This is a genomic window from Streptomyces sp. NPDC093018, from assembly GCF_040684035.1.
GTDB classification, from domain to species: domain Bacteria; phylum Actinomycetota; class Actinomycetes; order Streptomycetales; family Streptomycetaceae; genus Streptomyces; species Streptomyces murinus.
The window spans coordinates 91997-113171 of sequence record NZ_JBFBFF010000003.1 but is presented as its reverse complement, the minus strand read 5'-3'; the positions used below and the strand labels follow the sequence as shown (position 1 = coordinate 113171).

Annotated in this window: 20 protein-coding genes, 1 other RNA gene and 1 pseudogene; 7 read left to right on the top strand and 15 right to left on the bottom strand. The window is 72.5% G+C overall.

What is annotated here, in order from left to right; translation table 11 throughout:
* Window positions 1-6: 6 nt before the first annotated feature.
* From AB0N90_RS07790 to AB0N90_RS07775, 4 genes are all read right to left on the bottom strand, one after another.
* On the bottom strand, window positions 7-534 hold the full coding sequence (locus tag AB0N90_RS07790; protein ID WP_365193808.1) for a hypothetical protein: 528 nt from the start codon (window positions 532-534) through the stop codon (window positions 7-9).
* 67 nt (window positions 535-601) lie between these two features.
* Window positions 602-2281 carry an RNase A-like domain-containing protein gene (locus tag AB0N90_RS07785; protein WP_365193806.1) on the bottom strand — a complete coding sequence of 560 codons (1680 nt, stop codon included), beginning with the start codon at window positions 2279-2281 and terminating at the stop codon, window positions 602-604.
* Window positions 2281-2592, bottom strand: a complete 312-nt coding sequence (locus AB0N90_RS07780; RefSeq protein WP_365193803.1) for a WXG100 family type VII secretion target — start codon at window positions 2590-2592, stop codon at window positions 2281-2283. Before AB0N90_RS07780 ends, AB0N90_RS07785 begins: the two co-directional genes overlap by 1 nt.
* 56 nt (window positions 2593-2648) lie before the next feature.
* On the bottom strand, window positions 2649-3074 hold the full coding sequence (locus AB0N90_RS07775; protein ID WP_365193802.1) for a WXG100 family type VII secretion target: 426 nt from the start codon (window positions 3072-3074) through the stop codon (window positions 2649-2651).
* Between the two features lie 162 nt (window positions 3075-3236).
* Between AB0N90_RS07775 and AB0N90_RS07770 the strand changes: the two genes are divergently transcribed.
* Complete coding sequence (locus AB0N90_RS07770) at window positions 3237-4064, top strand: alpha/beta hydrolase (protein ID WP_365193799.1); 828 nt, start codon at window positions 3237-3239, stop codon at window positions 4062-4064.
* Window positions 4065-4090: 26 nt separating this feature from the next.
* On the opposite strand, the gene rnpB is transcribed toward AB0N90_RS07770, so the two are convergent.
* The 4 genes and pseudogenes from rnpB to AB0N90_RS07750 form a co-directional block, all read right to left on the bottom strand.
* An RNA gene (rnpB, locus tag AB0N90_RS07765) (RNase P RNA component class A) lies at window positions 4091-4496 on the bottom strand.
* Between the two features lie 115 nt (window positions 4497-4611).
* Window positions 4612-5358: pseudogene (locus AB0N90_RS07760) on the bottom strand (DMT family transporter); the annotation flags it as partial.
* 54 nt (window positions 5359-5412) lie between these two features.
* A complete protein-coding gene (locus AB0N90_RS07755) occupies window positions 5413-6258 on the bottom strand; it encodes an AraC family transcriptional regulator (RefSeq protein ID WP_365193796.1) in 846 nt (281 codons plus the stop codon).
* A 91-nt stretch (window positions 6259-6349) separates the two neighbouring features.
* Window positions 6350-7018, bottom strand: coding sequence for a TetR/AcrR family transcriptional regulator (locus AB0N90_RS07750; protein ID WP_365193794.1), 669 nt, complete (start codon window positions 7016-7018; stop codon window positions 6350-6352).
* A gap of 47 nt (window positions 7019-7065) precedes the next feature.
* Here AB0N90_RS07750 and AB0N90_RS07745 point away from each other — a divergent pair, with 47 nt between their 5' ends.
* Entirely contained in the window at window positions 7066-8670 is a 1605-nt protein-coding gene (locus tag AB0N90_RS07745) for an FAD-dependent monooxygenase (RefSeq protein ID WP_365193791.1), read from the top strand.
* On the opposite strand, the gene AB0N90_RS07740 is transcribed toward AB0N90_RS07745, so the two are convergent.
* Complete coding sequence (locus tag AB0N90_RS07740; RefSeq protein WP_365193788.1) at window positions 8657-10117, bottom strand: RNB domain-containing ribonuclease; 1461 nt, start codon at window positions 10115-10117, stop codon at window positions 8657-8659. The two genes, AB0N90_RS07745 and AB0N90_RS07740, sit on opposite strands and share 14 nt — an antisense overlap.
* A gap of 76 nt (window positions 10118-10193) precedes the next feature.
* Here AB0N90_RS07740 and yaaA point away from each other — a divergent pair, with 76 nt between their 5' ends.
* On the top strand, window positions 10194-10976 hold the full coding sequence (yaaA, locus tag AB0N90_RS07735) for a peroxide stress protein YaaA (RefSeq protein ID WP_365194726.1): 783 nt from the start codon (window positions 10194-10196) through the stop codon (window positions 10974-10976).
* A 63-nt stretch (window positions 10977-11039) separates the two neighbouring features.
* The gene (eda, locus tag AB0N90_RS07730) at window positions 11040-11699 is read left to right on the top strand and encodes a bifunctional 4-hydroxy-2-oxoglutarate aldolase/2-dehydro-3-deoxy-phosphogluconate aldolase (RefSeq protein ID WP_361667512.1); all 660 of its coding nucleotides are present in this window, start codon (window positions 11040-11042) and stop codon (window positions 11697-11699) included.
* On the opposite strand, the gene AB0N90_RS07725 is transcribed toward eda, so the two are convergent.
* From AB0N90_RS07725 to AB0N90_RS07715, 3 genes are read right to left on the bottom strand one after another with little or no spacing between them, the layout of a single operon-like run.
* Window positions 11685-12869, bottom strand: coding sequence for a bifunctional RNase H/acid phosphatase (locus AB0N90_RS07725; RefSeq protein WP_365193784.1), 1185 nt, complete (start codon window positions 12867-12869; stop codon window positions 11685-11687). The two genes, eda and AB0N90_RS07725, sit on opposite strands and share 15 nt — an antisense overlap.
* Window positions 12870-12881: 12 nt before the next feature.
* Window positions 12882-13625 carry a C4-type zinc ribbon domain-containing protein gene (locus tag AB0N90_RS07720; protein WP_365194723.1) on the bottom strand — a complete coding sequence of 248 codons (744 nt, stop codon included), beginning with the start codon at window positions 13623-13625 and terminating at the stop codon, window positions 12882-12884.
* Window positions 13626-13638: 13 nt separating this feature from the next.
* Window positions 13639-14478, bottom strand: coding sequence for a Nif3-like dinuclear metal center hexameric protein (locus tag AB0N90_RS07715; protein WP_365193782.1), 840 nt, complete (start codon window positions 14476-14478; stop codon window positions 13639-13641).
* A gap of 186 nt (window positions 14479-14664) precedes the next feature.
* Between AB0N90_RS07715 and AB0N90_RS07710 the strand changes: the two genes are divergently transcribed.
* A complete protein-coding gene (locus AB0N90_RS07710; protein ID WP_365193779.1) occupies window positions 14665-15888 on the top strand; it encodes a hypothetical protein in 1224 nt (407 codons plus the stop codon).
* A gap of 316 nt (window positions 15889-16204) precedes the next feature.
* Here AB0N90_RS07710 and AB0N90_RS07705 read toward each other — a convergent pair whose 3' ends face one another.
* The 3 genes from AB0N90_RS07705 to AB0N90_RS07695 all read right to left on the bottom strand — a co-directional run bounded on the left by AB0N90_RS07705 (window position 16205) and on the right by AB0N90_RS07695 (window position 19171).
* A complete protein-coding gene (locus AB0N90_RS07705; protein ID WP_365193776.1) occupies window positions 16205-17149 on the bottom strand; it encodes a 3-oxoacyl-ACP reductase in 945 nt (314 codons plus the stop codon).
* A gap of 12 nt (window positions 17150-17161) precedes the next feature.
* On the bottom strand, window positions 17162-18238 hold the full coding sequence (locus tag AB0N90_RS07700) for a Zn-dependent alcohol dehydrogenase (RefSeq protein WP_365193774.1): 1077 nt from the start codon (window positions 18236-18238) through the stop codon (window positions 17162-17164).
* 72 nt (window positions 18239-18310) lie between these two features.
* Window positions 18311-19171 carry a MaoC/PaaZ C-terminal domain-containing protein gene (locus tag AB0N90_RS07695; RefSeq protein ID WP_365193771.1) on the bottom strand — a complete coding sequence of 287 codons (861 nt, stop codon included), beginning with the start codon at window positions 19169-19171 and terminating at the stop codon, window positions 18311-18313.
* 289 nt (window positions 19172-19460) lie between these two features.
* Here AB0N90_RS07695 and AB0N90_RS07690 point away from each other — a divergent pair, with 289 nt between their 5' ends.
* On the top strand, window positions 19461-20444 hold the full coding sequence (locus tag AB0N90_RS07690; protein ID WP_365193768.1) for an ABC transporter ATP-binding protein: 984 nt from the start codon (window positions 19461-19463) through the stop codon (window positions 20442-20444).
* Window positions 20444-21160, top strand: a complete 717-nt coding sequence (locus AB0N90_RS07685) for an ABC transporter permease (protein ID WP_365193765.1) — start codon at window positions 20444-20446, stop codon at window positions 21158-21160. The genes AB0N90_RS07690 and AB0N90_RS07685 overlap by 1 nt, the downstream gene beginning before the upstream one ends.
* Window positions 21161-21175: the final 15 nt, after the last annotated feature.

Sequence of the window (21175 nt, the reverse complement as noted above, 5' to 3'; positions counted from 1 at the left end):
TGGATTTCAGTCCTCGAAGAAGGCCCAGAAGACTCCGACCTCAGCGTCGGAAACGACGACGAGGCCGCAGTCTGTGGCGTACACGGAGAGACAGGACCACTCGGTGTCCGGGTTCAGCAGGTCGGCATCTCGATTTCCGTAGGCTTCTGACGCGTTGGTGAAGAAGAGCGAGTCCGGGTCGAACCTGGAGAGGATCTCCTCGGAACTCTTGAACAAGCTTTCCTTGCGGCTTTCGAAATCGCGAATACCGGCCGCTTGGAAGAATTCCCCCTTGAGTGCCACCAAGAGCTGGGCGGCCGACCTCCTGCCGATTTCGTAGAGGCTTTCCCCCAGTTGCTCGGGGGACCACGGCATGAAGGGGGACCCGGTGCCGCTTCGGTTCTCGTTGATCTCCGGCGCGTAGTTGACCGACTTCCAGCGACGCGGGTCGGTGACCTTGAGGGCCATCACCGCCGCCACATCCCGTCGCCAGTCCTCGTGCTGCCTCGGCCCTACCCATGCGAAGGTCCAGCCGCCCCCGTACAGGTCGAACACGGCGGAATCCCACGACGCAGCATCAACCACGATAATTCACCGTTCCACTATACATTCGCACATTCGTTCATGAGTTCGGGAGATCGTCGCTAGGTGTCGAGGTGAGCACAACATAGGGCGGGTGACCTCCAGCGCGATACCGCAACGTCACCTGCACCTTATCGGAGTCATGGGGCTGGGAATCTCCCCGGGACCAGGTTCGCCCTGTAGTCTGACCGAAATCGAGGCCGACGGTCCTGTTGCCCTTGTTCGGCTTATTGTTGTTGAGCCATTTCTCAATCTTCTTCTGGTTGTCCGGGTCATCGAGTACGGCCTGGGTGAACCGCTGCGCGTTGTTCAGATCCGTGAATGTCGATACGGCGATCGGCCTCACCACTCCATCCGGATAGAGGCGCGCCTGATCGCGAAGCCGCTGTTCCAGCTGGGCGTCCGTCTTGCCCACGTGTTTGTCGATGACGTGCGAGCCCGAGACGCCTTCCTGGTTCGCGAGATCGACGGGGAAGCGGTGGTGGGACTCGTCGTCGCCGGGAACTGTGTAGAGCGGATCCCCCTTGAATTCCGTCAGGGCGCGCGCGCCGAATGCCTCGGCCCTCGCCGTTTCAGCATTGAAGGTCGGCGCACTGGTGTACGCCTCGTCCAGCGCCGCCATCAGGTCCTCGATGCGCCGGGCCTGGCGGTTGACCCGGTTGTCGTAGGCGGTGACGGCGTCGTTCATCGCGCCCTCGTCGATGTCCAGGACGATGCCGACCGAGATGTCCGTCACCACGCCCTTGCCCATGTGCCACAACCCCTTGAGCACGCTGGTGGGGTGGCTGATCTCCATCTTCTCCGGGTCCAGCTGCCGGATGCTGTCCTTCACGGCCTGGGTGTAGATCCGGTGCAGGTCGCCGCGCACGTCCTCCGCCGCCAGGGCCACGTTGTACACCGCGTCGACCATGGTGTCGCAGGTGTCGAACAGGACGGCGAAGACGGGGTGACTGGTGCCCTGCTTGTTCGCGCCGTCGTTCGCCCAGTCGTAGCCGTCCCGCGTCTTGCCCCAGGCGGACGTGCCCCACAGCGTGCTGCAAAACGTCCGCATCGCGTCGTACCACTCCTGGTTGGACTGGTCGGTGATGCCGCTGAGGTAGCCGGTCAGCATCCCGTCCACCATGCCGAGCGTGCCCTGCGGCATGCGCCATGCCTCGGAGATCGAGTACAGGCGCTGGTGGTTGGGGAGCGGGAGGATCTCCGCCGCCTTGCCCCACCGGCACTCGTGCTCCAGCAGGGGCCGCATGACGGTGAGGACCACGCCCTCAAGTCCCTCCAGGATCTCCTGCGTGAGACTCTGGCCGGCGTCGATGTCACCCCACTTGAAGTCGGTGACCGGGCCGTACTTGGGCGGTGTGTCGATCACCTGCGGGGCGGGGCGTTGCGCCGGCGGGCCGGTCGGTGCGGGGTGCGTGGCGTGGTCGGCCGCGGCGTAGTTGTTGGCGGTGCTGTTGAAGCCCACCGCCGCGCCGCCCACGCTCACCACGGACTTGGCCCAGACGTCGAGGAACCGGTTGGCGATCTTCACGTAGGACGTGGTGAAGCCCTTCATCGCCGTCCCCTTGCCACCGCCGTCCGGATACCGCGCCAGCTCGGTGAGGAACGCCTTGACGCCCTGGTCGAGAGGGCTCTGCTGGCCCGCCACGTTGGTGGACACCTGGTGGAGGACCGAGGGCGTCACATCGATCGTGCCCTGGCCGGGCTGTGCCGGGGTGCCCATCAGGCCGCTCCCCAGCCGCGCAGCACCGCCCGGTGCGCGGCCGCGTAGTTGGCGTGTCCGGTGGTGACGTACGCGTGCAGCCACCTCTGGGCCGCCTGCAAGTCCTGGGCGGAGCGGTCCCATTCGTCGAGCTTCTCGACGAAGATCTCGCGGGCCTCGCCCTTCCAGGACAGCACGACCGGTTCGACGCGGTCGTACAGATCGCCCAGTTCGCCGTTGAGCTTCTTGAGGATGTCCTCCAGATCCACGGCGAGTTCATGGAGCGTGGTGAAGGAGACGGTGATGTGGTCGTCGTCGGCACCGGTCGACATGCTTCCCCCTGTTGTCGGTCACGCGGTGGTGCGGCGGGCGCGTCGCGCCGCGAGCGTCAGAAGCCGTCCAGGCTGCTGTGCGGGCGCGTCGGGGCCTCGTGTGCCGCGGTGTTCGGCGTGGACAGCTTGTCGACCTCGCTGTCGATGTCCACGTGGATGCGTCGCATCTGCTCCAGCACGTGCAGGTCGTCGCTGCTGAAGCCGTCACGGCTGAGCCGCACCGCCTGCTCCAGGCCCTTCATCACTTCCCGGATCCGTACGGCGTCCTCGGCCGCCGCGCGATGGAAGTCCCGGTACGCCGTCGCCGCGGGCCCCCGCCAGCCGGCCTCGACGCGGTCGACCAACTCGTCCATGCGGCGGACCTGTTGGTCGAGATGGCTCTGCATGTGGTCGAGATCGTCAGCCAGTTTGGTCAGGTCCTCGGACGACACGTGCAGGTCGGCGCCTTGTTGGTGCCCCTGCCCCGTCCCTCGCGTGCTCATATCGTGTCTCCCCCGGTCACCGGCGGTACCAGCGGCCCGCCGACGGGCTCATTCTACGGCGACCCCGCCGGAAGGCTCCCGGCCTGCGGGCGAGGCGGGCTCCGCTCGGGTTGTCGGCGGTCTGTCGGTGCGTTGTCGGCCGACCGGTACAAGGTGGTGAGCATGACCGAGCTTCTCGCGACATCTGACGACGGCCGCCCCGTCACCGCTCTCGACGCCGGATCCGGGCCGAACCTGCTGGTGGTCCACCCGGGCGGCACGGACGCGACGGCCTGGGACGGCGTCACCCGCCATCTCGCCGACGACTTCCGCGTCGTCAGGATCCGACGACGGATCTACGTTCCCGGAGCGGACATCGCCCTGCCGCACTCGATGGCCGTCGAGGCGGCCGACATTGTCGCCGTCGCGGAGCTCCTGGAGCCCCCCGTGCTTCTTGTGGGGCATTCCTCGGGCGCCGTCGCCGCGCTGGAAGCCGCACTGCTGGACCCGTCGGCGTTCGCCGGACTGTTCCTCTACGAACCGCCGATGCCCACCAAGGAGTTGATCGCCGGTGCGGCGGGAGCACATGCCCGTGCCGCGTTGGACGGGGGCGACCCGGTCGGGGCGATGCGGATCCATATGCGGGACGTGGTCCGCATGCCGGCGGCCCTGGTCGACGCCATGTTCGCCGACCGGCGCACGCGAGCGGTGCTGTCCGCGTACGCGGCGGCACAGATCGCGGACGACGAAGCGATCGACGCGCTCGGTGTCGGTGTCGACCGCTTCACAACGCTCCACACACCGACGACCCTGGTCGAGGGCGAGCTCAGCCCCTCTCACCTGCGCGCACGTCTGGCCGACCTGGCGGCGGCCCTGCCGAACGCACGGATCGTCACGCTCACCGGCCAGGGACACATCGCCCACCTCGCCGCTCCCGACACCCTGGCCGGCGCCATCCGGGACATGGCGCGACGGGTGACCGGGCGCCAGGACACCGTAGGACACACGTAGGACACATCGCCCACGAAGGGAAACGGCAGACGAGCCGGGCCGTACGCCGGGTTCTGTTTCTCCGGGGTCCTCGCGGGCCCCGGAGCGACGGCCATCCATCTAGGGCCAACGTTGCCGTTGGCCTCATGCGGTCTACCCGCGGACTCGGGCGGGCAGCCCTCGAACGTCCGCGCAGAGCGCTTTTGACGGCACTCCTTTTGACCTTGCTCCGGGTGGGGTTTACCTAGCTGCCCAGGTCACCCTGGGCACTGGTGGTCTCTTACACCACCGTTTCACCCTTACCGAGGACCGAGGTCCCCGGCGGTCTGTTTTCTGTGGCACTGTCCCGCGGGTCACCCCGGGTGGCCGTTAGCCATCACCCTGCCCTGTGGAGCCCGGACGTTCCTCGGGAAGCCCCCTAAGGGGACTCCACGCGACCGTCCGCCCGGCTCGTCTGCCGTGCCGACCATGGTACCGGTCGTGTGCGCCGCCGCGGACCGGCCGCCGTCGCCAGCACCGAGCCCGCCAGGATGAACGCGAAGGCCAGCAGCACGGTGAGGGTCAGCGGCTCGTGCAGGAAGGCCGCGCCCGCGGCGACCGCCACGGCCGGGTTCACGTAGGTGATGACCGTGGCGCGGGTGGGGCCCGCCTCCTTGATCAGTTCCAGGAAGGCCACGAAGGCGAGGGCCGTGCAGATCACGCCCAGCGCGGCGAGGGCGGCCAGGGCCTGGGGGGAGGGGAGCGCCGTCGGGTGGGTGAGGACGGCGGCGGGGGCGTAGACCAGGGCGGCCAGGGTCAGGCAGGGGGCCGTCAGGTGCAGGGAGGGGACGTCCCCCAGGTGCCGGGCGGCTATCAGGGGCGCCGTGGCATAGCCGACGACGGTGAGCAGGACCTCGGCGAGGGAGCGGGCGTCGCCGCCGGTGAGGTGGGGCAGCGCCAGGGCCGTGACCCCGGCGAGGCCCAGGGTGAGGCCGGTCAGCCGCCGGGGGCCGAAGTGCTCGGTCGTACCGAGGAAGCGGGCCGCGATCAGGCCCACGATCGGCACCCCGGCGATCAGCAGGCCCGATGTGGAGCTGGACAGATGCCGTTCGGCGTCGGTCAGGGTGAACCAGGGGACGACGATCTCCAGGACCGCGAAGGCCAGCATGGGGCGCCAGTGGGTGCGGACGGTGCGGGGCAGGCCGCCCTGGCGCAGCGCGAACGGCAGCAGCAGGGCCGCGCCCAGCGCACAGCGGGTGAACACCAGGACGGGCGGCGACACCTCGGCCACCGCGACCTTGATCAGCAGATAGGGGATGCCCCAGACCACTCCCATCAGGGAGAACAGGAACCAGCCACGTGCAGTCATGCGGCGAGTCTCGGCCACTCCTCAGCGGGTGTCTTGAACGCTGTTGCGGTACACCGCCGGGGTCACCCCGAGCACCCTGCGGAACCAGCGGGTCAGATGCGCCTGGTCCGCGAAACCGACCAGCCCCGCCACCTCCGCCGGCCGCAACCCCGCCTCCAGCAGCACCCGCGCCCTGCCCACCCGGTACTGGGCGAGCCAGGCGTACGGCGGTATGCCCGTCGCCGTACGGAAGGCCCGCAGCAGCTGGTACCGGGAGAGGCCCAGGTCGGCGGCGAGCGAGGCGAGCGCCGACGGGGCGGTCAGCTCGTCGGCGAGCCGGTCGCGGACGATCCGCGCGATACCGGCGGCGCCGGGGACCCGGTCGTGCACCGGCCGCGCGGAGGAGTGCCGCCGGGCGAGCGCGGTGAGCAGCCAGGGCAGCCGGGACTCGGCCTCCAACGGGTCGGGGCAGGCGCTGAGTTCGGCGTGCGCGCGGGCCAGCGCCAGGGCCAGCTCGGGGTCGTCCAGCAGGGGTTCGGGAAAGTGCGGGGCGCCCCCGGCGGTGCCCTCCCCCAGCAGGGACGGCTCGGCGTACAGCGCGCGGTAGGCGTATCCGTCGGTGGCGTTGCCGGGTCCACCGGTGTGCATCTCACCGGGGTCCAGTACGACGATCGTCCCGGCCCCGGTGCGTATGTGGCCGCCCCGGTAGTCGATCACCTCGTATCCGCCGACGCAGACGCCGATCGTGTACTCGTCGTGGGCGTGCGGGGCGTAGGTGTGCCGCTGGAAGCTCGCGGTGAGCAGGTCGAGGGGCGGCCCCTCGTGGCCGAGTCTGGCCCGTCGCCACTGGGCCTGTTCGGGCCCGGATGCGATCACTGCTTCGGCCATGGACGCCCCCTCGTCGTACGGCGATCACCTCGCCCGCCGTGGGAACGCCCACCGGGCCCCGCTTCCTTCCGCGCAGGTCAGCCGGTGCAGGTCAGCCGGTGGACCGTCGGCCGAGTCCGGTCCGCTCCAGCGCGGTGAACGCCGTCTCCAGGCGGGCCCGGTGGTCCTCGGCCACCCGGTCCACCGGATCACCGGCGAGGAACCGGCGGCCGGTGCCGACGAAGACCGTGCGGTACGCGGCGACGACGAGGGCCGCGAGGAGGTCCGGGTCGGGTGCGCCGGTGTCGGCGAGGGCCGCCGCGAGCGCGGTCTCCACCTCCTCGACGCCTTCCCGGGCGCGGGCGCGCAGGGCCGGGGAGCCGATGACGATGCGCCAGAAGGGGGCGTAGTCCTCCCCCACGGCGCTCAACGGGTGCCGCTCGTCGGCGAGTCGGAGGGCCAGACGGCGCAGGGCGGTCAACGGGGGTTCGTCCGGGGCGCGTCCGCGTACGGCCGCGGCGAGGAGGTCGGCGGCCTCGGGGATGCGGTCGAGGAACAAGTCCTCTTTGCGCGGGAAGTAGTTGAAGACCGTCATGGCGGAGACGTCCGCCGCGCGGGCCACCTCCGCGACCGTCACCGCGTCGAAGCCGCGCTCGCCGAACAGTTCCGTCGCGATGTCGGAGATCCGCCGACGCGTCGCGCGCTTCTTGCGCTCCCGCAGCGGAAGCGGGTTCTCGCCGCCCAGGTCGCCCGCCGCATCGGTGCTCAACTCATCACTCATGAAAAAACTATAGCGGATAAAAACTTTTAGTGACTATAGTTTGGCTCATGACGACGACACAGGGCACGGAGTACGACGTGGTGGTGGCCGGAGCCGGCCCCGTGGGGCTCTTCCTCGCCGGTGAGCTGCGGCTCGGCGGGGTCTTACGGGTGCTGGTGGTGGAGCGGCTGACCGAGGTGGACGAGACCATCAAGGCGGGCTGGATCAACAACCCGAGCGTGGTCGCCCTCAGCCGAAGGGGGCTGCTGCCCGAGCTGGCGGCGGCGCGGAAGGCGGTGCAGGAACGGCTCAGGGCGTTCCGGGACCTCAAGGACGGCGACGGGGGCGGGGACGGGGACGGTACGAGTGAACGCCCCAGGATCGCCGGGCACTTCGCCGGGATCATGCTGGACCCCGAGCTGTTCGACGACTCCGGCCCCGAATGGGCGGACGCCGATCCCGCCGCCGGGCCCGGACTCGTGCTGCCGCAGGCCGAGTTGGAGCGGGCGCTGGGCCGCTGGGCCGAGCGGCTCGGGGTGGAGGTGCGGCGGGGCGTGGAGCTGACCGGCTTCACGGAGGAGGCCGACGGGGTCGCCGTACAGCTCGACGGACAAACCGTGCGCGCGGGCCGGCTGGTCGGCTGCGACGGCGGCCGGAGCACGGTGCGCAGGCTCGCCGGGTTCGCATTCCCGGGCACGGCACCGGAGATCACCGGCTACCAGGCGCTGGCCGAACTCAGCGGCGCCGAGCGGCTGAAGGCGGGCTGGAACACGACGGACGTGGGGACGTACGTGCACGGGCCGTTCCCCGGGCGTGTCCTCACCGTCGAGTTCGACAGCCCGCCGGCCGACCGGTACGCGCCCGTCACCGCCGAGGAGTTGCAGGCGAGCCTGCGCCGGGTCTCGGGCGTGCCGGAGGTGCGCGTCACCGGGGTGCGCACGGCGACCCGGTTCACGGACAACGCCCGCCAGGCCACCGAGTACCGCAGGGGCCGGGTGCTGCTCGCGGGCGACGCGGCGCATGTGCACTCGCCGTTCGGCGGGCAGGGGCTCAATCTCGGCCTCGGGGACGCGCTGAACCTCGGCTGGAAGCTCGCCGCGGTCATCGGCGGCCGGGCGCCCGAGTCGCTGCTCGACACCTACACCGCCGAGCGGCATCCGATCGGCGCCTGGGTGCTCGACTGGACCCGCGCCCAGATCGCGCTGATGCGCCCGGACCGGCACGCCCGCGCCCTGCGCCGGGTGGTCGAGGACCTCGCGGGCAGCGGCGCCGGTACGACCTACCTGGTCAACCGCATCTCCGGTGTCTGGCAGCGCTACGAGCTGCCCGGCAGCCACCCGCTGACCGGCGCGAGCGCCCCCGACCTGCCGCTCTCCGACGGCACCCGCCTGGGCGAGCACCTGCACACCGGCCGCCCCCTCCTCCTCGACCTCACCGGCTCCCCTGCCCTGCGCGCCCTGGCCGCCCCCTACGGCGAAACCCTGACCGTTCTCACCACCGCCTGCCCGACCAGGCCCACCCTCAAGGCCCTCCTGGTCCGCCCGGACGGCTTCGCGGCCTGGGCGGCCGACACGGACGGGGAGGAGAAGCAGGACCAGGAAGAACTCGCCGAGGCCCTGGATCGCTGGGTCGGAATGCCCGGGGCCGGTGCGAGGGCGCTCACACGGGGATGAACAGGGGTTTGGCCGTGCCGGGGGAGCCGGAGGAGCCGGAGGAGCCAGGGGACGCCTTGACGAGGCGGACCCGCAGGGGATCGCCCAGGGGGAGGTCGGGGCCCTCGACGCGGCCGAGGACGGCCGGGGAGGCCAGCTGGACGGTGCCGACGTCCGGGTGGTGGTCGTCCAGGTCGACCACGCAGGCGTCGAAGATCTCCCCGACGCGGTCCTTGAGCAGGGCCGCGGCGACGATGTCGATGGACTCGTGCTCGACCGTGCTCGCGCGCTGCGCGCCGTCGGCCATCCGGTGCGGCAGGGCGTCGAGGGCGGCGAGAACCCAGTCGGGCGGGGGGTCGTTCGAGGCGGCGGACAGGGAGAGTTCCAGGGCGTAGCGGTCCGCGAGGCGCCGTAGGGGGGCGGTGCAGTGGGTGTAGGGGGCGGCCATCGCGGCATGGGTGGTGATCGCCGGGAGCGCGCCGTCGCGGAAGACCGTGTAGCCCGCGCCGCGCAGCAGCGTGGTGCACTCCTGGAGGAACGCCGCGTGGTGCGGCACCCGCGGGTCGAGGGCGCTGATCACCGCCGAGTACGGCACATGGTGCGGCCAGTCGATGCCGAGGGCCCGCGCGGTACGGCGCAGCCGGGCCACCGCGCCGTCCGGGGCGGGCGGCAGCGTGCGCAGGATGCCGGTCCCTCGCCCGAGCATCAGCTCCGCGGCGGCCATGCCGGTGAGCAGGGACAGCTGGGCGTTCCAGGTCTCGGCGGACAGCGGGGCGCGGTACGACAGCGCGTAGGTGTGGTCCCGTTCGGTGATCTCCTGCTCGGGCACCGTCAGCGAGATGCCCCCGCGCGCGGCCTCCTGCCGCTCCCGCGCCCGGCCGATCTCCCTGAGCAGCGCGACCGGCTCCTCCGCCGTCCCCGCGTCGATGGCCCGCTGGACGCCCGCGTAGTCGAGCCGCGCGCGGCTGCGCACCAGGGCCCGGCGCACCTCGACGGCGAGCGCCCGCCCCTCCGCGTCCAGGTCGATCGTCCACAGCACGGCGGGCCGGGTCCGCCCGGGCAGCAGACTGGCCGCGTCCTCGCTGAGCACCGCGGGGTGCAGCGGGACCCGCTCGTCGGGGAAGTACAGGGTGTTCACCCGCCGCTGCGCCTCCGCGTCCAGCGCCCCGCCGGGGGCGACGAAGGCGGCGACGTCGGCGATGGCGTACCGCACCCGGTAGCCGGTCCCCCGCCGGGACAGATGCGCCGCCTGGTCGAGATCCCGGGAGCCGGGCGGGTCGAGGGTGAAGAAGGGGAGGTCCGTCGCGTCGTACGACGGGGGCGGCGGGCTCTTCGCCGCGCGCTCGGCCTCCTCCCCCACCCCCGGCGGGAACCCCTCCGGGACGCCCAGGCGGGCGCGCAGGGCGGCGAGCGCGGCCCTCAGGGGTGCCTCGGGGGCGCCGGTCACGCGGATCCTGCGGCTGAGCATGAGTCGAGCGTAGGGCGCGGGGGCCCGGGCAGCACCCCGTACGCTGGCGCCTTGAGCGCAAGAGAAGGAGTACGTGTTGCTGGTCCTGCTGCCGCCCTCGGAAGGTAAGGCCGACTCGGGCAAGGGCGCCCCGCTGCGGCTGGAGTCGCTGTCCCTGCCGGGGCTGACCGGCGCGCGCGAGGCCGTACTCGGGGAACTGGTCGAGCTGTGCGCGGGCGACGAGGAGAAGGCACGCGAGGTGCTGGGGCTCAGCGAGGGGCTGCGCGGCGAGATCGCCAAGAACGCGGCCCTGCGCACGGCCGGCGCGCGCCCCGCCGGGGAGATCTACACCGGTGTCCTGTACGACGCCCTGGACCTCGCCTCCCTGGACGCGGCGGCGAAGCGGCGGGCGGCGCGCTCGCTGCTGGTCTTCTCCGGTCTGTGGGGCGCGGTGCGGGTGACCGACCGCATCCCCTCCTACCGCTGCTCGATGGGGATCAAGCTGCCCGGACTCGGCGCGCCGGCCGGACACTGGCGGGCCCCGATGGCCGAGGTGCTGCCGGAGGCGGCCGGGGACGGTCTGGTGCTGGATCTGCGCTCGGCGGCGTACGCGGCGGCATGGAAGCCGAAGGGCGAGGTCGCGGGCCGGACGGCGACGGTACGGGTCCTGCACGCGCCGACCCGCAAGGTCGTCAGCCACTTCAACAAGGCCACGAAGGGCCGCATCGTCCGCTCCCTCCTCTCGACCGGCCGCACGCCTCGCGACCCCGCCGAACTGGTCGACGCGCTGCGGGAGTTGGGGTACGCGGTGGAGGCGCAGGCCCCGGAGCGGGCGGGGAAGGCATGGGGGCTGGATGTGCTGGTGGAGGAGGTCCACTAAGGGGGCGTTGCACTGTGTGCAATGGTGATTGCGGGGAGTGTGACGGGTCGGGACGATGAGGGCATGTCGTTGCCGTTGTCGTCGCAGGTGGACTCCGTGCTCGATCTCGCGGCCGTTGTGCCGGTGGTCGTGGTCGCGGAGGTGTCCGACGCCGTGCCGCTCGCGCGGGCGCTCGTGGGCGGGGGGTTGCGGGGGGTCGAGGTGACGCTTCGTACGCCTGCCGCGCTGGAGGCGATCCGGGCGATCGCCGAGGAGGTGCCCGAGGCGGTGGTCGGGGCGGGGACGGTGATCACGCCGGAGCAGGCGGCGGCCGCCGTCGCGGCCGGGGCCCGGTTTCTCGTCAGTCCCGGGTGGACGGAGGGGCTGCTGGCGGCGATGCGGGGGTGCGGGGTGCCGTTCCTGCCGGGGGTGTCGACCGCTTCGGAGGTCGTGGCGCTGCTGGAGCGCGGGGTGCGGGAGATGAAGTTCTTCCCGGCGCAGGCGGCGGGGGGTACGGCCTATCTGCGGTCGCTGGCCGGGCCGTTGCCGCAGGCGCGGTTCTGTCCGACCGGCGGGATCGGGCCCGGGAACGCGGCGGAGTATCTGGCCCTGCCCAACGTCGGCTGTGTGGGCGGGAGTTGGATGGTGCCGGCGGACGCCGTGGCGGCCGGGGACTGGGCGCGGATCGAGGCGCTCGCGCGGGCGGCGGCGGGGCTGCGCGGGCCGGCGTCAGCGCAGGTGTGAGGTGTCGTTGAAGAGGCGGACGCTCGCGTTGCCGTCGGCGTAGTACGCCACCGCGGAGAGCGAGGCGGCCGAGAGTTCCATGCGGAACAGGGACTCCGGCGGGGCCCCGAGGGCGAGGCGGACGAGCGTCTTGATCGGGGTCACATGGGTGACGAGCAGGACGGTGCGGCCCGCGTGGGCGGTGACCAGCTCGTCCTGCGTGACGGCGATACGGGCGGCGACCTCGGCGAAGCTCTCGCCGCCGCCGGTGGGGCGGGCGGCGGGGTCGGCGAGCCAGGCGTTCAGGTCGTCCGGGTAGCGGTCGCGGACCTCGCCGAAGGTCAGGCCCTCCCAGGCGCCGAAGTCCGTTTCGCGCAGGCCGTCCTCGACGACGACGTCCAGGTTCAGGCGGGCGGCGACGATCTCGGCGGTCTCGCGGGTGCGGGCGAGGGGGGAGGCGAGGACGGCCTGGACGGTGCCGCGTCTCGCCAGGGCGTCGGCGACGCGGTGGGCCTGGTCGCGGCCGGCGGCGGAGAGGGGCGGGTTGGTGCCGCCGCTGCCGGAGAAGCGTTTCTGGGGGGTCAGGGGGGTCTCGCCGTGGCGGAGGAGAACGAGGGTGGCGGGCGCGCCCAGGTCGGGGGCCGAGGTCCAGCCCCGCGCGGTGGTGCCGGGTGCGTCCCGATGGCCCGCGGCAACGACGGCAGGCGTGCCCGCGGCGGCGGCACTGCTGCCCGCGGCTACGTCCATGTCCGCCACCGAATCCCCCGGGCTCCACTGCTCCCCCCGCGCCCCCGCGTCCATCGCCTCGTTCGCCAGGCGGTCGGCGTGTTTGTTCTCGGCGCGGGGGATCCACTCGTACGTCACCCGGTCCGGCGGGAAGACGGTACGGGCCTGCGTCGCCAGAGGCTTCATCGAGGGGTGTTTGATCTTCCAGCGGCCGGACATCTGCTCGATGACCAGCTTGGAGTCCATCCGGACATGGACGGTGGCGGCGGGGTCCAGGGTGTGGGCGGCGCGCAGGCCGGCCAGCAGCCCCCGGTACTCGGCGACATTGTTCGTGGCGACGCCGATGTACTCGGCGGCCTCCAGCAGCGTCTGCCCCGTCGCCGCGTCGCAGACCACCGCGCCGTAGCCCGCGGGCCCCGGGTTGCCCCGGGAACCGCCGTCCGCCTCGACGATGAACTCCCGCACGCCGTAAGCCCCCTACAGCCCGGACTCGGCCGTACGCACCAGGATCCGGCGGCAGTTCTCGCAGCGCACCACGGTGTCGGGGGCGGCCGAGCGGACCTCGTTCAGCTCGGTGATGGCCAGCTCCTGGCGGCAGCCCTGGCAGGTGCGGGCGTACAGCTTGGCCGCACCGATGCCGCCCTGCTGCTCGCGCAGCTTGTCGTACAGCTTGAGCAGGTCCGCCGGGACGGAGCCCGCGACGACCTCGCGCTCCTTGGTGACGGACGCGGCCTCACGGTCGATCTCCTCGAACGCGGCGTCCCGGCGGCCGGTCGCGTCGTCGATCTTCGACTGGACGGAGGCGACGCGCTCGGTCAGCTCGTTGACCCGCTCCTGCGCGGACTCGCGGCGCTCCATGACCTCCAGGACGACGTCCTCCAGGTCACCCTGCCGCTTGGCGAGCGAGACGATCTCGTGCTGGAGGTTGGCCAGGTCCTTCGGCGAGGTGACCGCGCCGGAGTCCAGGCGCTGCTGGTCGCGGGTGGCGCGCTGGCGCACCTGGTCCACGTCCTGCTCGGCCTTGGTCTGCTCGCGGGCGCAGTCGCTCTCCTCGGTCTGCGCGGCCACGAGCAGGTCGCGCAGCTGGGTGAGGTCCTTGTTCAGCGTCTCGATCTCGGCGTGCTCGGGCAGCGACCTCCGCTTGTGCGCGAGCTGCTGGAGGCGGACGTCGAGGGCCTGGACGTCGAGGAGTCGGATCTGGTCGGCGGGCGCGGCGTTCAGTTGGGGGCTCCCATTATTCAGTGGTGGCGGAGGACGCCGCGTGGGCGGTCCAGGGGTCGGTGACCGTCGTGGAGACATGGACCCGCAGGTCCCAGCCGTGGCGGTCGGAGATCTCGTCGAGCTGGCCGGCGGCCTGCTCGCACCAGGGCCACTCGGTGGCCCAGTGCGCCGCGTCGAGCAGCGCGAGCGGGGACCGCGCGACGGCCTCGGAGGCCGGGTGGTGGCGCAGATCGGCGGTGAGGAAGGCGTCCACCCCGGCCGCGCGCACCTGGTCGAAGAGGCTGTCGCCGGAGCCGCCGCTGACCGCGAGGGTGCGGACGACGGTGTCGGGGTCGCCGGCCACCCGGATGCCCTGCGCGGTCGCGGGCAGCCGCTCGGCGGCGCGTGCGGCCAGTTCCCGCAGGGTGAGCGGATGATCGAGCTCGCACACCCGGCCGAGGCCCCGCCGCCCGTTCGGGTCGGTGGGGTCCGGCACGAGGGGGCGTACGACACGGACGTCGAGCGCGCCCGCGAGGGCGTCGGAGACACCCGGGTCGGCGGTGTCGGCGTTGGTGTGGGCGACGTGCAGCGCGATGTCGTTCTTGATCAGCGTGTGCACGACCCGGCCCTTGAAGTGCGAGGCCGCGACCGTGGTCGTGCCCCGCAGATAGAGCGGATGGTGGGTGACCAGCAGGTCGGCGCCGAGCCGCACGGCCTCGTCGACGATCTCCTGGACGGGGTCGACGGCGAACAGGACCCGGGTGACCTCCTGGTCGGGGTCGCCCACGACCGTGCCGACCGCGTCCCAGGACTCGGCCCGCTCGGCGGGCCACAGGTTCTCCAGCGCGGCGATGACTTCAGACAGACGGGGCACGGGAAAAGGCTACCTGGCTGTTCGGCGGGGCCGTACCGCGTCCGCCCCTCCCGGCCGCCCGCAGCACAGTCATGCCCGCTTCCTCAGAGGAATCGCTTCTGCGCCACCCGTATGTGTGAAGCGGTGGTCGGCCCCCCGCACGGCCGTGCGTCCGGACCTAGCTTCGTCGCCGGAGGTGACCGAACGATGACGGCCTGTGCAATCGAATCCCCGTCCGTCGGTACGGACGACCGCTCCTCGGAGCGCGGTTGCGTGCTCACGGCGGACGGCGCGTACGCCGCGCGGCTCACGCGGGACGGTGACTCCTGGTTCCCGGAGCGCTGGACGCTGGACGGCCCGGAGCCGTACGTGGTGCCGCTGCCCGGCAACCAGCCGGAGGAGCCCGGCACCGAGCTGCAGCCGCTGGGCGACGGACGGGTCCTGATCCACCGGCGGGCGGGGGTACGGAACCTCTTCGCGCTGCTGTACCCGACCGGGCCCGGCACCGGGGAGCTGCCGCTGGGCGCCATGGAGTGCGCCGGGCCGGGGGTCCGGCTCGATCTGCTGCCCCCGGCGCCGGGCGGCGCGCGGGCGTACGCCGTCACGGTCGGCTCCCGGAGCAGCTCGGTGTGGCAGGTGGTGGGCGGTTCGGGCGGGCCCGAGCGGCTGGTGGAGGTGCCGGGGCGCTGCTCGGGCGGGGTCTGGCTGGATCGTGCCGGGCGGCTGCTGGCGCTGGACCGGGAGCTGGAGGGGTGCGTCAAGACGGTCGTGGTGGACCTGGAGCTGGGCCAGGTGACCCCGCTGCTCCAGATCACGCCGGGCAGCGACGACCGGCTACTCATGGCCGACCCGGACAGCGGGCTGCTGCTGATCTCCTCCGACGCGCCCTCGCCGGGGCAGGAACGATTGGGCTGGGGCGTACTCGGCTCCACCCTGCCGGTGCGCTTCCCCACCTCGCTGCGGCTGCCGGAGTGCACGGCGGTGCCGTTCGCGATCCAGCCGGGGCAGGTGCTGGAGCCGGAGAGCTGCGCGGTGGCGCTGCGCATCGAGGGGCCGGTGGGCACCTGGGTGGGCATCTGGCGGCCGGCCGAGCGGCGGGTACGGCATCTCGCCGCGCCCAAGGGCTGGTTGACCGGGTCGGGGCTGTGGACCCCGCAGGGGGTGCTGCGGCTGCCGTACGCCACCCGGGAGACGCCGTGCGGGGTGGCCGAGCTGCGGGCGCCCGCGGGTGAGCCGCGGAACCGGGCGGGCGGTACGGACCCGGCTGAGCCGCGCACCCGGCCGGGCGGCGCGGAACCGGCTGCCGCCGGGGCCGCCGGGGCGCCCGCCGAGGAGCTCGCCGGGGCGGCCGGTCCGGGCGCCGCGGAACCGGCGGCGCCGCGTCCTGTGCCCTTGGCGCAGGCGCCTCTGGGACGTCTTGTAACGAACTAGTGCCGGTTGGCGTGTGCGCCTGGATTCGGCCCGTGGTGTGCCGGTTACACTCCTCCGGCTGTACGAAAGATGATGTTGACGGGGTGAATACGTCCAATGAGCGACACCAGCACGACAAAGCAGCTGTCTGCCGACTCTCTGGAAGACGCCGGCCACGGCCGGCACCGGGGCCCGGTCTCGGCCACGGAGACCGACACGTCTCCGCACGGCCGGCACCGCAAGGCCGCTGAGGAGACCACCGAGGCGGCTGCCTGAAGGCAGTGAGCGGAAGAGGGGGCGCCCGCCAGGGTGCCCCCTCTTCTCATGCCGCCCGGCTCTACCGCCCGCGCTTCAGGGCCAGCACCTCCGCCGCCGCGAACGTCTCCCCCGGCGGCCGCCCCGCGTAGTGCGGGGTGAGCAGCGCGTCGAGTTCGTCGTAGGTGAACGTCTCCTGCTTGCTGTCGAACTGCTCGCGGACCCTGGGTCGTTCGACGATCGCCACCATGCCGCCGTGCACCACGAGCAGCTGCCCGTTGACGCGGGCGGCGGCCGGTGCGGCCAAGTAGCCGACGAGCGGGGCGACATGCTCGGGGGCGAGCGGATCGAGGCCCTCGTCCGGCGCCTTCAGACCCGCGAAGACGTCCTCGGTCATCCGGGTGCGGGCGCGCGGGCAGATGGCGTTGGCGGTGACGCCGTACTTGGCGAGGGCGAGGGCCGTGGAGGTGGTGAGGCCGACGATCCCGCCCTTGGCGGCCGCGTAGTTGGGCTGTCCGGCGGATCCGGCGAGGAAGGCTTCCGAGGAGGTGTTGATGATCCGCCCGTAGACCGGTTCCCCGGCGGCCTTGGAGCGCCGGCGCCAGTGCGCGGCGGCGAAGCGGGTGGTGTTGAAGTGCCCCTTGAGATGGACGCGGAGCACCGAGTCCCACTCGTCCTCGGTCATGGAGAAGACCATGCGGTCGCGCAGGATGCCCGCGTTGTTGACGAGGATGTCCAGCTTGCCGAACGAGCGGATCGCCAACTCTATGAGTTCGCCGGCCTGTTCGGAGTCGGCGACGTCCCCGGTGTGCGCGAGGGCGGTGCCGCCGAGGGTGTCGCGGATCTCGGCGACGACCTGTTCGGCGGGTCCGGCGGAGGCGTCCCCGGTCCCGTCCCGGCCCGGGCGGCCGTGGTCGTTGACGACGACGGCCGCGCCGAGGCGGGCGAGTTCGAGGGCCTCGACCCGGCCGAGCCCGCGCCCGGCCCCGGTGACGACGGCGGACAGCCCCTGAAGTGGCAGTGTCATGGGCGGCGTTCCTCAGATCTCGATGCACGTACGCAGGGCGGTCCCGGTACGCATCTGGTCCAGTGCCTCGTTGACCGCGGCGAGCGGTACCCGGTGGGTGATCAGCCCGGCCAGATCGATCCGGCCGGCCCGCCACAGGGCGATGGCGCGCTCGTAGGAACGGACCACGTCCCCGCCGCCGTAGAGGGACGGCAGGATGCGCTTCTCGTCGAAGAACAGCTCGAACATGTTGAGTTGGAGGAAGTCGTCCATGGCCCCGGCGCCCACCACCACGAGGGTGCCGCCGCGCCGGGTGTTCTCGTAGGCGGTGCGGGCCGTCGCGGACCTGCCGACGACCTCGAAGACGTAATCGAAGCCCTCGCCGCCGGTGACCTGCTGCCTGGCCTCGGCCAGCCCGTCGGGGGAAACGGCCCTGGTGGCGCCGAAGCGGAGGGCGGCCTCGCGGCGGGCGGGCACCGGGTCGACGGCGACGATCTCGGCGGCGCCCTTCAGCCGCGCCCCCTGGATCGCGGAGATGCCGACGCCTCCGCAGCCGATGACGGCCACCGATGAACCGGCCGCCAGATCGGCGGTGTTGAGGGCGGCGCCGAGTCCGGTGGTGACACCGCAGCCGATCAGGGCGGCGATGTCGTACGGCACGTCGTCCGGGAGCGGGACGGCGCAGCCGGCGTCCAGGACGACCTCCTCGGCGAAGGTGCCGGTGCCCGCGAAGCCGAAGACATCGCCGCCGGGGCGGCGGAAGTTGGGGGTGCCCGCGTTCATGAACCCGGCCAGGCACAGCTCGGTCTGGCCGCGCCGGCACGCCGGGCAGCCGCCACAGGCGGGCAGCCAGCAGACGACCACCCGGTCGCCCGGCTTCAAGTGCCGTACGCCTTCGCCTACTTCGAGCACCTCACCGGCGCCCTCATGGCCCGGTACGAAGGGTGCGGGCTGGGGCAGTACGCCGTTCATCGCGGACAGGTCCGAGTGGCACAGCCCGGTGGCCCGCACCCTGATACGGACCTTGCCCGGGCCAAATCCGGCCGTCTCGATGTCGTCGAGGACGTCGAGCTTGTCCTGGCCGATCTCGTGCAGTACGGCTGCGCGCATGCCGTGACTCCCCTCGATACAGGCGGTACTGGGCAGTACTGGGTGATAAAGGCGGTGCTGGCGGTACCGGGTTCAGGAGTGTTCGACGACGGTGTCCGCGAGCACCGGCGCGTCGTCCCGTTCGGCGGCGCTGACGGCGACCCGCACCCGGTCCGCCGCCTCGCGCCACATGCGGATGCGCAGGGTCTCGCCCGGGAAGACGACGCCCGCGAACCGGGTGGTGTACGACCGCACCCGGCCCACATCGCCGTCGAGGAGGGTGTCGGCCACGGCCTTGAGCGTCATGCCGTAGGTGCACAGCCCGTGCAGGATGGGCCGGTCGAACCCGGCGAGCTTGGCGAACTCGGGGTCGGCGTGCAGCGGGTTGAGGTCGCCGGAGAGCCGGTAGAGCAGGGCCTGGTCGGGGCGGATCGGGCGCTCGACGGTACGGTCCGGCTCGCCGCCCGGCTCCGGCAGGCGGGCCGAGGGGCCCCGGTCGCCGCCCCAGCCGCCCTCGCCCCGGACGAAGATCTGCGCGTCATTGGTCCACAACGGGCCCTCGGCGTCGCCGACTTCGGTGCGCAGCACCAGGACGGCCGCCTTGCCCTTGTCGTACACCGCCGCGATCCGGGACATGGCCGTGGCGCTGCCCCGGGCCGGGATCGGCCGGTGCACCCGCAGGGTCTGTCCGCCGTGCAGCACCCTGGCCAGATCGACGTCGACGCCCGGCATGGACAGCCCGCCGGTCACCCCGGGCTTGCCGGCGCCCGCGACGGTGGCGAAGCTCGGCAGCACATGCAGCCGGGACTCCAGTGTGTAGCGCAGCTCGTCCGGGTCGGTGGCGGGGCGGCCCGCGCCGATGCCCAGGTGGTAGAGCTGGACGTCCTTCGCGGTCCAGGTGATCTCACCCGAGCGGGGTTCGGCGGCGAGGGCCTTGGCTGCGTCGATGGGCATGGGGCTCCAAAGAGGTATCGAGACCTCGGCGCGGTCGTCCGCACCGTCGGCCGCGCCGAGGTCGCCACGGGCGGACGCGGAACGCCGTACGGCCGACGGGGGTGCGCCGCACGGTCGACGGGCCTAGAACGCGTTCCAGTCCGGCGCCCCCTGTATAGCCCAGCCCTCCGCAGTTGTGAAGGCTCCTGACGGTACGTCAGCTCGCGGTGGGGCCCGTGACATTTGTACTGCCGGAGTCCGTACAACCGCCTCTGCCGGGGCGCCGGGTCCGGCTTCTACCGTCGTAGGCATGACACAGAGGGACGAGGACAGGGACGAGGACAGGGGCGAGGGCCCCACCGCCGTGTCCTTCACGGGGGCCGTCCGGGCATTTGGATCCGTGCGCGCCGTGGACGGGGTGGACCTGAGGATCGGGCGCGGTGAGACCGTGGCCCTGCTGGGCCGCAACGGCGCCGGCAAGTCGACCACCATCGGGATGCTGCTGGGGCTGTACCCGCCGGACGCCGGCCGGGTGGAGCTGTTCGGGGCCGAGCCGGAGCGCGCGGTGCGGGCCGGCCGGGTGGGCGCGATGCTCCAGGACGCCCGGCCGGTGCCCCGGGTCACCGTGGGTGAGCTGGTCGGCTTCGTGGCCTCGCGCTATCCGGCGCCGATGCCGGTCCCCCGGGCCCTGGAGCTGGCCGGGATCTCCGCGCTGGCCGGGCGCCGGGTGGACCGGCTGTCCGGCGGGCAGGTGCAGAGAGTGCGGTTCGCGGTGGCGCTTGCGGGCGATCCCTCGCTGCTGGTCCTCGACGAGCCGACGGCGGCGCTGGACGTGGAGGCGCGGCATGTGTTCTGGGAGTCGATGCGCGGGTACGCCCGGCGCGGGCACACCGTGCTCTTCTCCACCCACTATCTGGAGGAGGCGGACTCCTTCGCCGACCGGATCGTGGTGATGGACCGGGGCCGGATCGTCGCGGACGGCACGAGCGAGGAGCTGCGGCGGGCCGCGGGCGGCAGCCTGGTCTGCGTCGACCTCGCCGGCCGCACCCCGGACGCCCTCGCCCTGCTGCCCGGTGTGCGCTCCCTGGAGGTGGCCGGCGACCGGGTCCGGCTGCGCACGGACGACTCCGACGCGACGGTGATCGCCCTGGCCGAACTGGGCGCGATCCGGCGGCTGGAGGTGGCTCCGGCGTCGCTGGACGACGCGTTCCTGGCGCTCACGTCGCCGGCGGAGCGCGGCACCGGCCCGGAGCACCGGATATCCGTTCCCCTCGACACCGCGAAGGCCCTGTGATGCTCGCCTACGTCCGCCTGGAGATCCGTCGCACCCTGCGCGACCTGGGATTTGTGATCGGCGGGATCCTGATGCCCGTCATGATGTACCTGCTGTTCACCAACATCGGTGAGAACGACGGTTCTTGGCGTACGGCGGCGATGGTCGGCATGGCGGCGTACGGCGCCGTCGGCTCCGCCCTGAACACCGGCGGCGCGGTCGCCGAGGACCGCGCGGTGGGCTGGCTGCGGCAGCTGCGGGTGACGCCGATGACCCCGCGCGAGGTGGTGGCCGGGCGGACCCTGACCGGTGTGGTGACGGTGCTGCCCTCGATCGTCGCCGTGCTGGCGGCGGGCGGCCTGGTCAACGGGGTGCGGCTCGCGGTGTGGCAGTGGGCGGCGGTCGCGCTGCTGCTGTGGCTGGGCTCGGTGCCGTTCACGCTGCTGGGCCTCGGCAACGGCTACCGGCTGACCGGTCCCGCCACGGGTGTGGCCAACATGGTGTGCAATCTGGGTCTGGCCGTGCTGGGCGGGCTGTGGTTCCCGACCACGCTGTTCCCCGGGTGGCTGCGGGCGGTCTCGGTGTACACGCCGACCGACCGGTTCGCCGAGCTGGGCGGCGCGGTCGCGGAGGGGCACGCCCCCGGTGCCGGTGCGATCACCATACTGACGGGCTGGCTGCTGGTGTTCGGATCGTACGCTGTGCTGTCGTACCGCCGCCGGGCGGGAACCGTCTGACCTGGGGGAACGTAA

Excerpts from the sequence above, each read along its gene's own strand:
- AB0N90_RS07785 (WP_365193806.1), bottom strand. The coding sequence starts at position 2,281 with ATGGGCACCCCGGCACAGCCCGGCCAGGGCACGATCGATGTGACGCCC.
- AB0N90_RS07780 (WP_365193803.1), bottom strand. The coding sequence starts at position 2,592 with ATGTCGACCGGTGCCGACGACGACCACATCACCGTCTCCTTCACCACG.
- AB0N90_RS07775 (WP_365193802.1), bottom strand. The coding sequence starts at position 3,074 with ATGAGCACGCGAGGGACGGGGCAGGGGCACCAACAAGGCGCCGACCTG.
- AB0N90_RS07770 (WP_365193799.1), top strand. The coding sequence starts at position 3,237 with ATGACCGAGCTTCTCGCGACATCTGACGACGGCCGCCCCGTCACCGCT.
- AB0N90_RS07755 (WP_365193796.1), bottom strand. The coding sequence starts at position 6,258 with ATGGCCGAAGCAGTGATCGCATCCGGGCCCGAACAGGCCCAGTGGCGA.
- AB0N90_RS07750 (WP_365193794.1), bottom strand. The coding sequence starts at position 7,018 with ATGAGTGATGAGTTGAGCACCGATGCGGCGGGCGACCTGGGCGGCGAG.
- AB0N90_RS07745 (WP_365193791.1), top strand. The coding sequence starts at position 7,066 with ATGACGACGACACAGGGCACGGAGTACGACGTGGTGGTGGCCGGAGCC.
- AB0N90_RS07740 (WP_365193788.1), bottom strand. The coding sequence starts at position 10,117 with ATGCTCAGCCGCAGGATCCGCGTGACCGGCGCCCCCGAGGCACCCCTG.
- eda (WP_361667512.1), top strand. The coding sequence starts at position 11,040 with ATGTCGTTGCCGTTGTCGTCGCAGGTGGACTCCGTGCTCGATCTCGCG.
- AB0N90_RS07710 (WP_365193779.1), top strand. The coding sequence starts at position 14,665 with ATGACGGCCTGTGCAATCGAATCCCCGTCCGTCGGTACGGACGACCGC.
- AB0N90_RS07705 (WP_365193776.1), bottom strand. The coding sequence starts at position 17,149 with ATGACACTGCCACTTCAGGGGCTGTCCGCCGTCGTCACCGGGGCCGGG.
- AB0N90_RS07700 (WP_365193774.1), bottom strand. The coding sequence starts at position 18,238 with ATGCGCGCAGCCGTACTGCACGAGATCGGCCAGGACAAGCTCGACGTC.
- AB0N90_RS07695 (WP_365193771.1), bottom strand. The coding sequence starts at position 19,171 with ATGCCCATCGACGCAGCCAAGGCCCTCGCCGCCGAACCCCGCTCGGGT.
- AB0N90_RS07690 (WP_365193768.1), top strand. The coding sequence starts at position 19,461 with ATGACACAGAGGGACGAGGACAGGGACGAGGACAGGGGCGAGGGCCCC.
- AB0N90_RS07685 (WP_365193765.1), top strand. The coding sequence starts at position 20,444 with ATGCTCGCCTACGTCCGCCTGGAGATCCGTCGCACCCTGCGCGACCTG.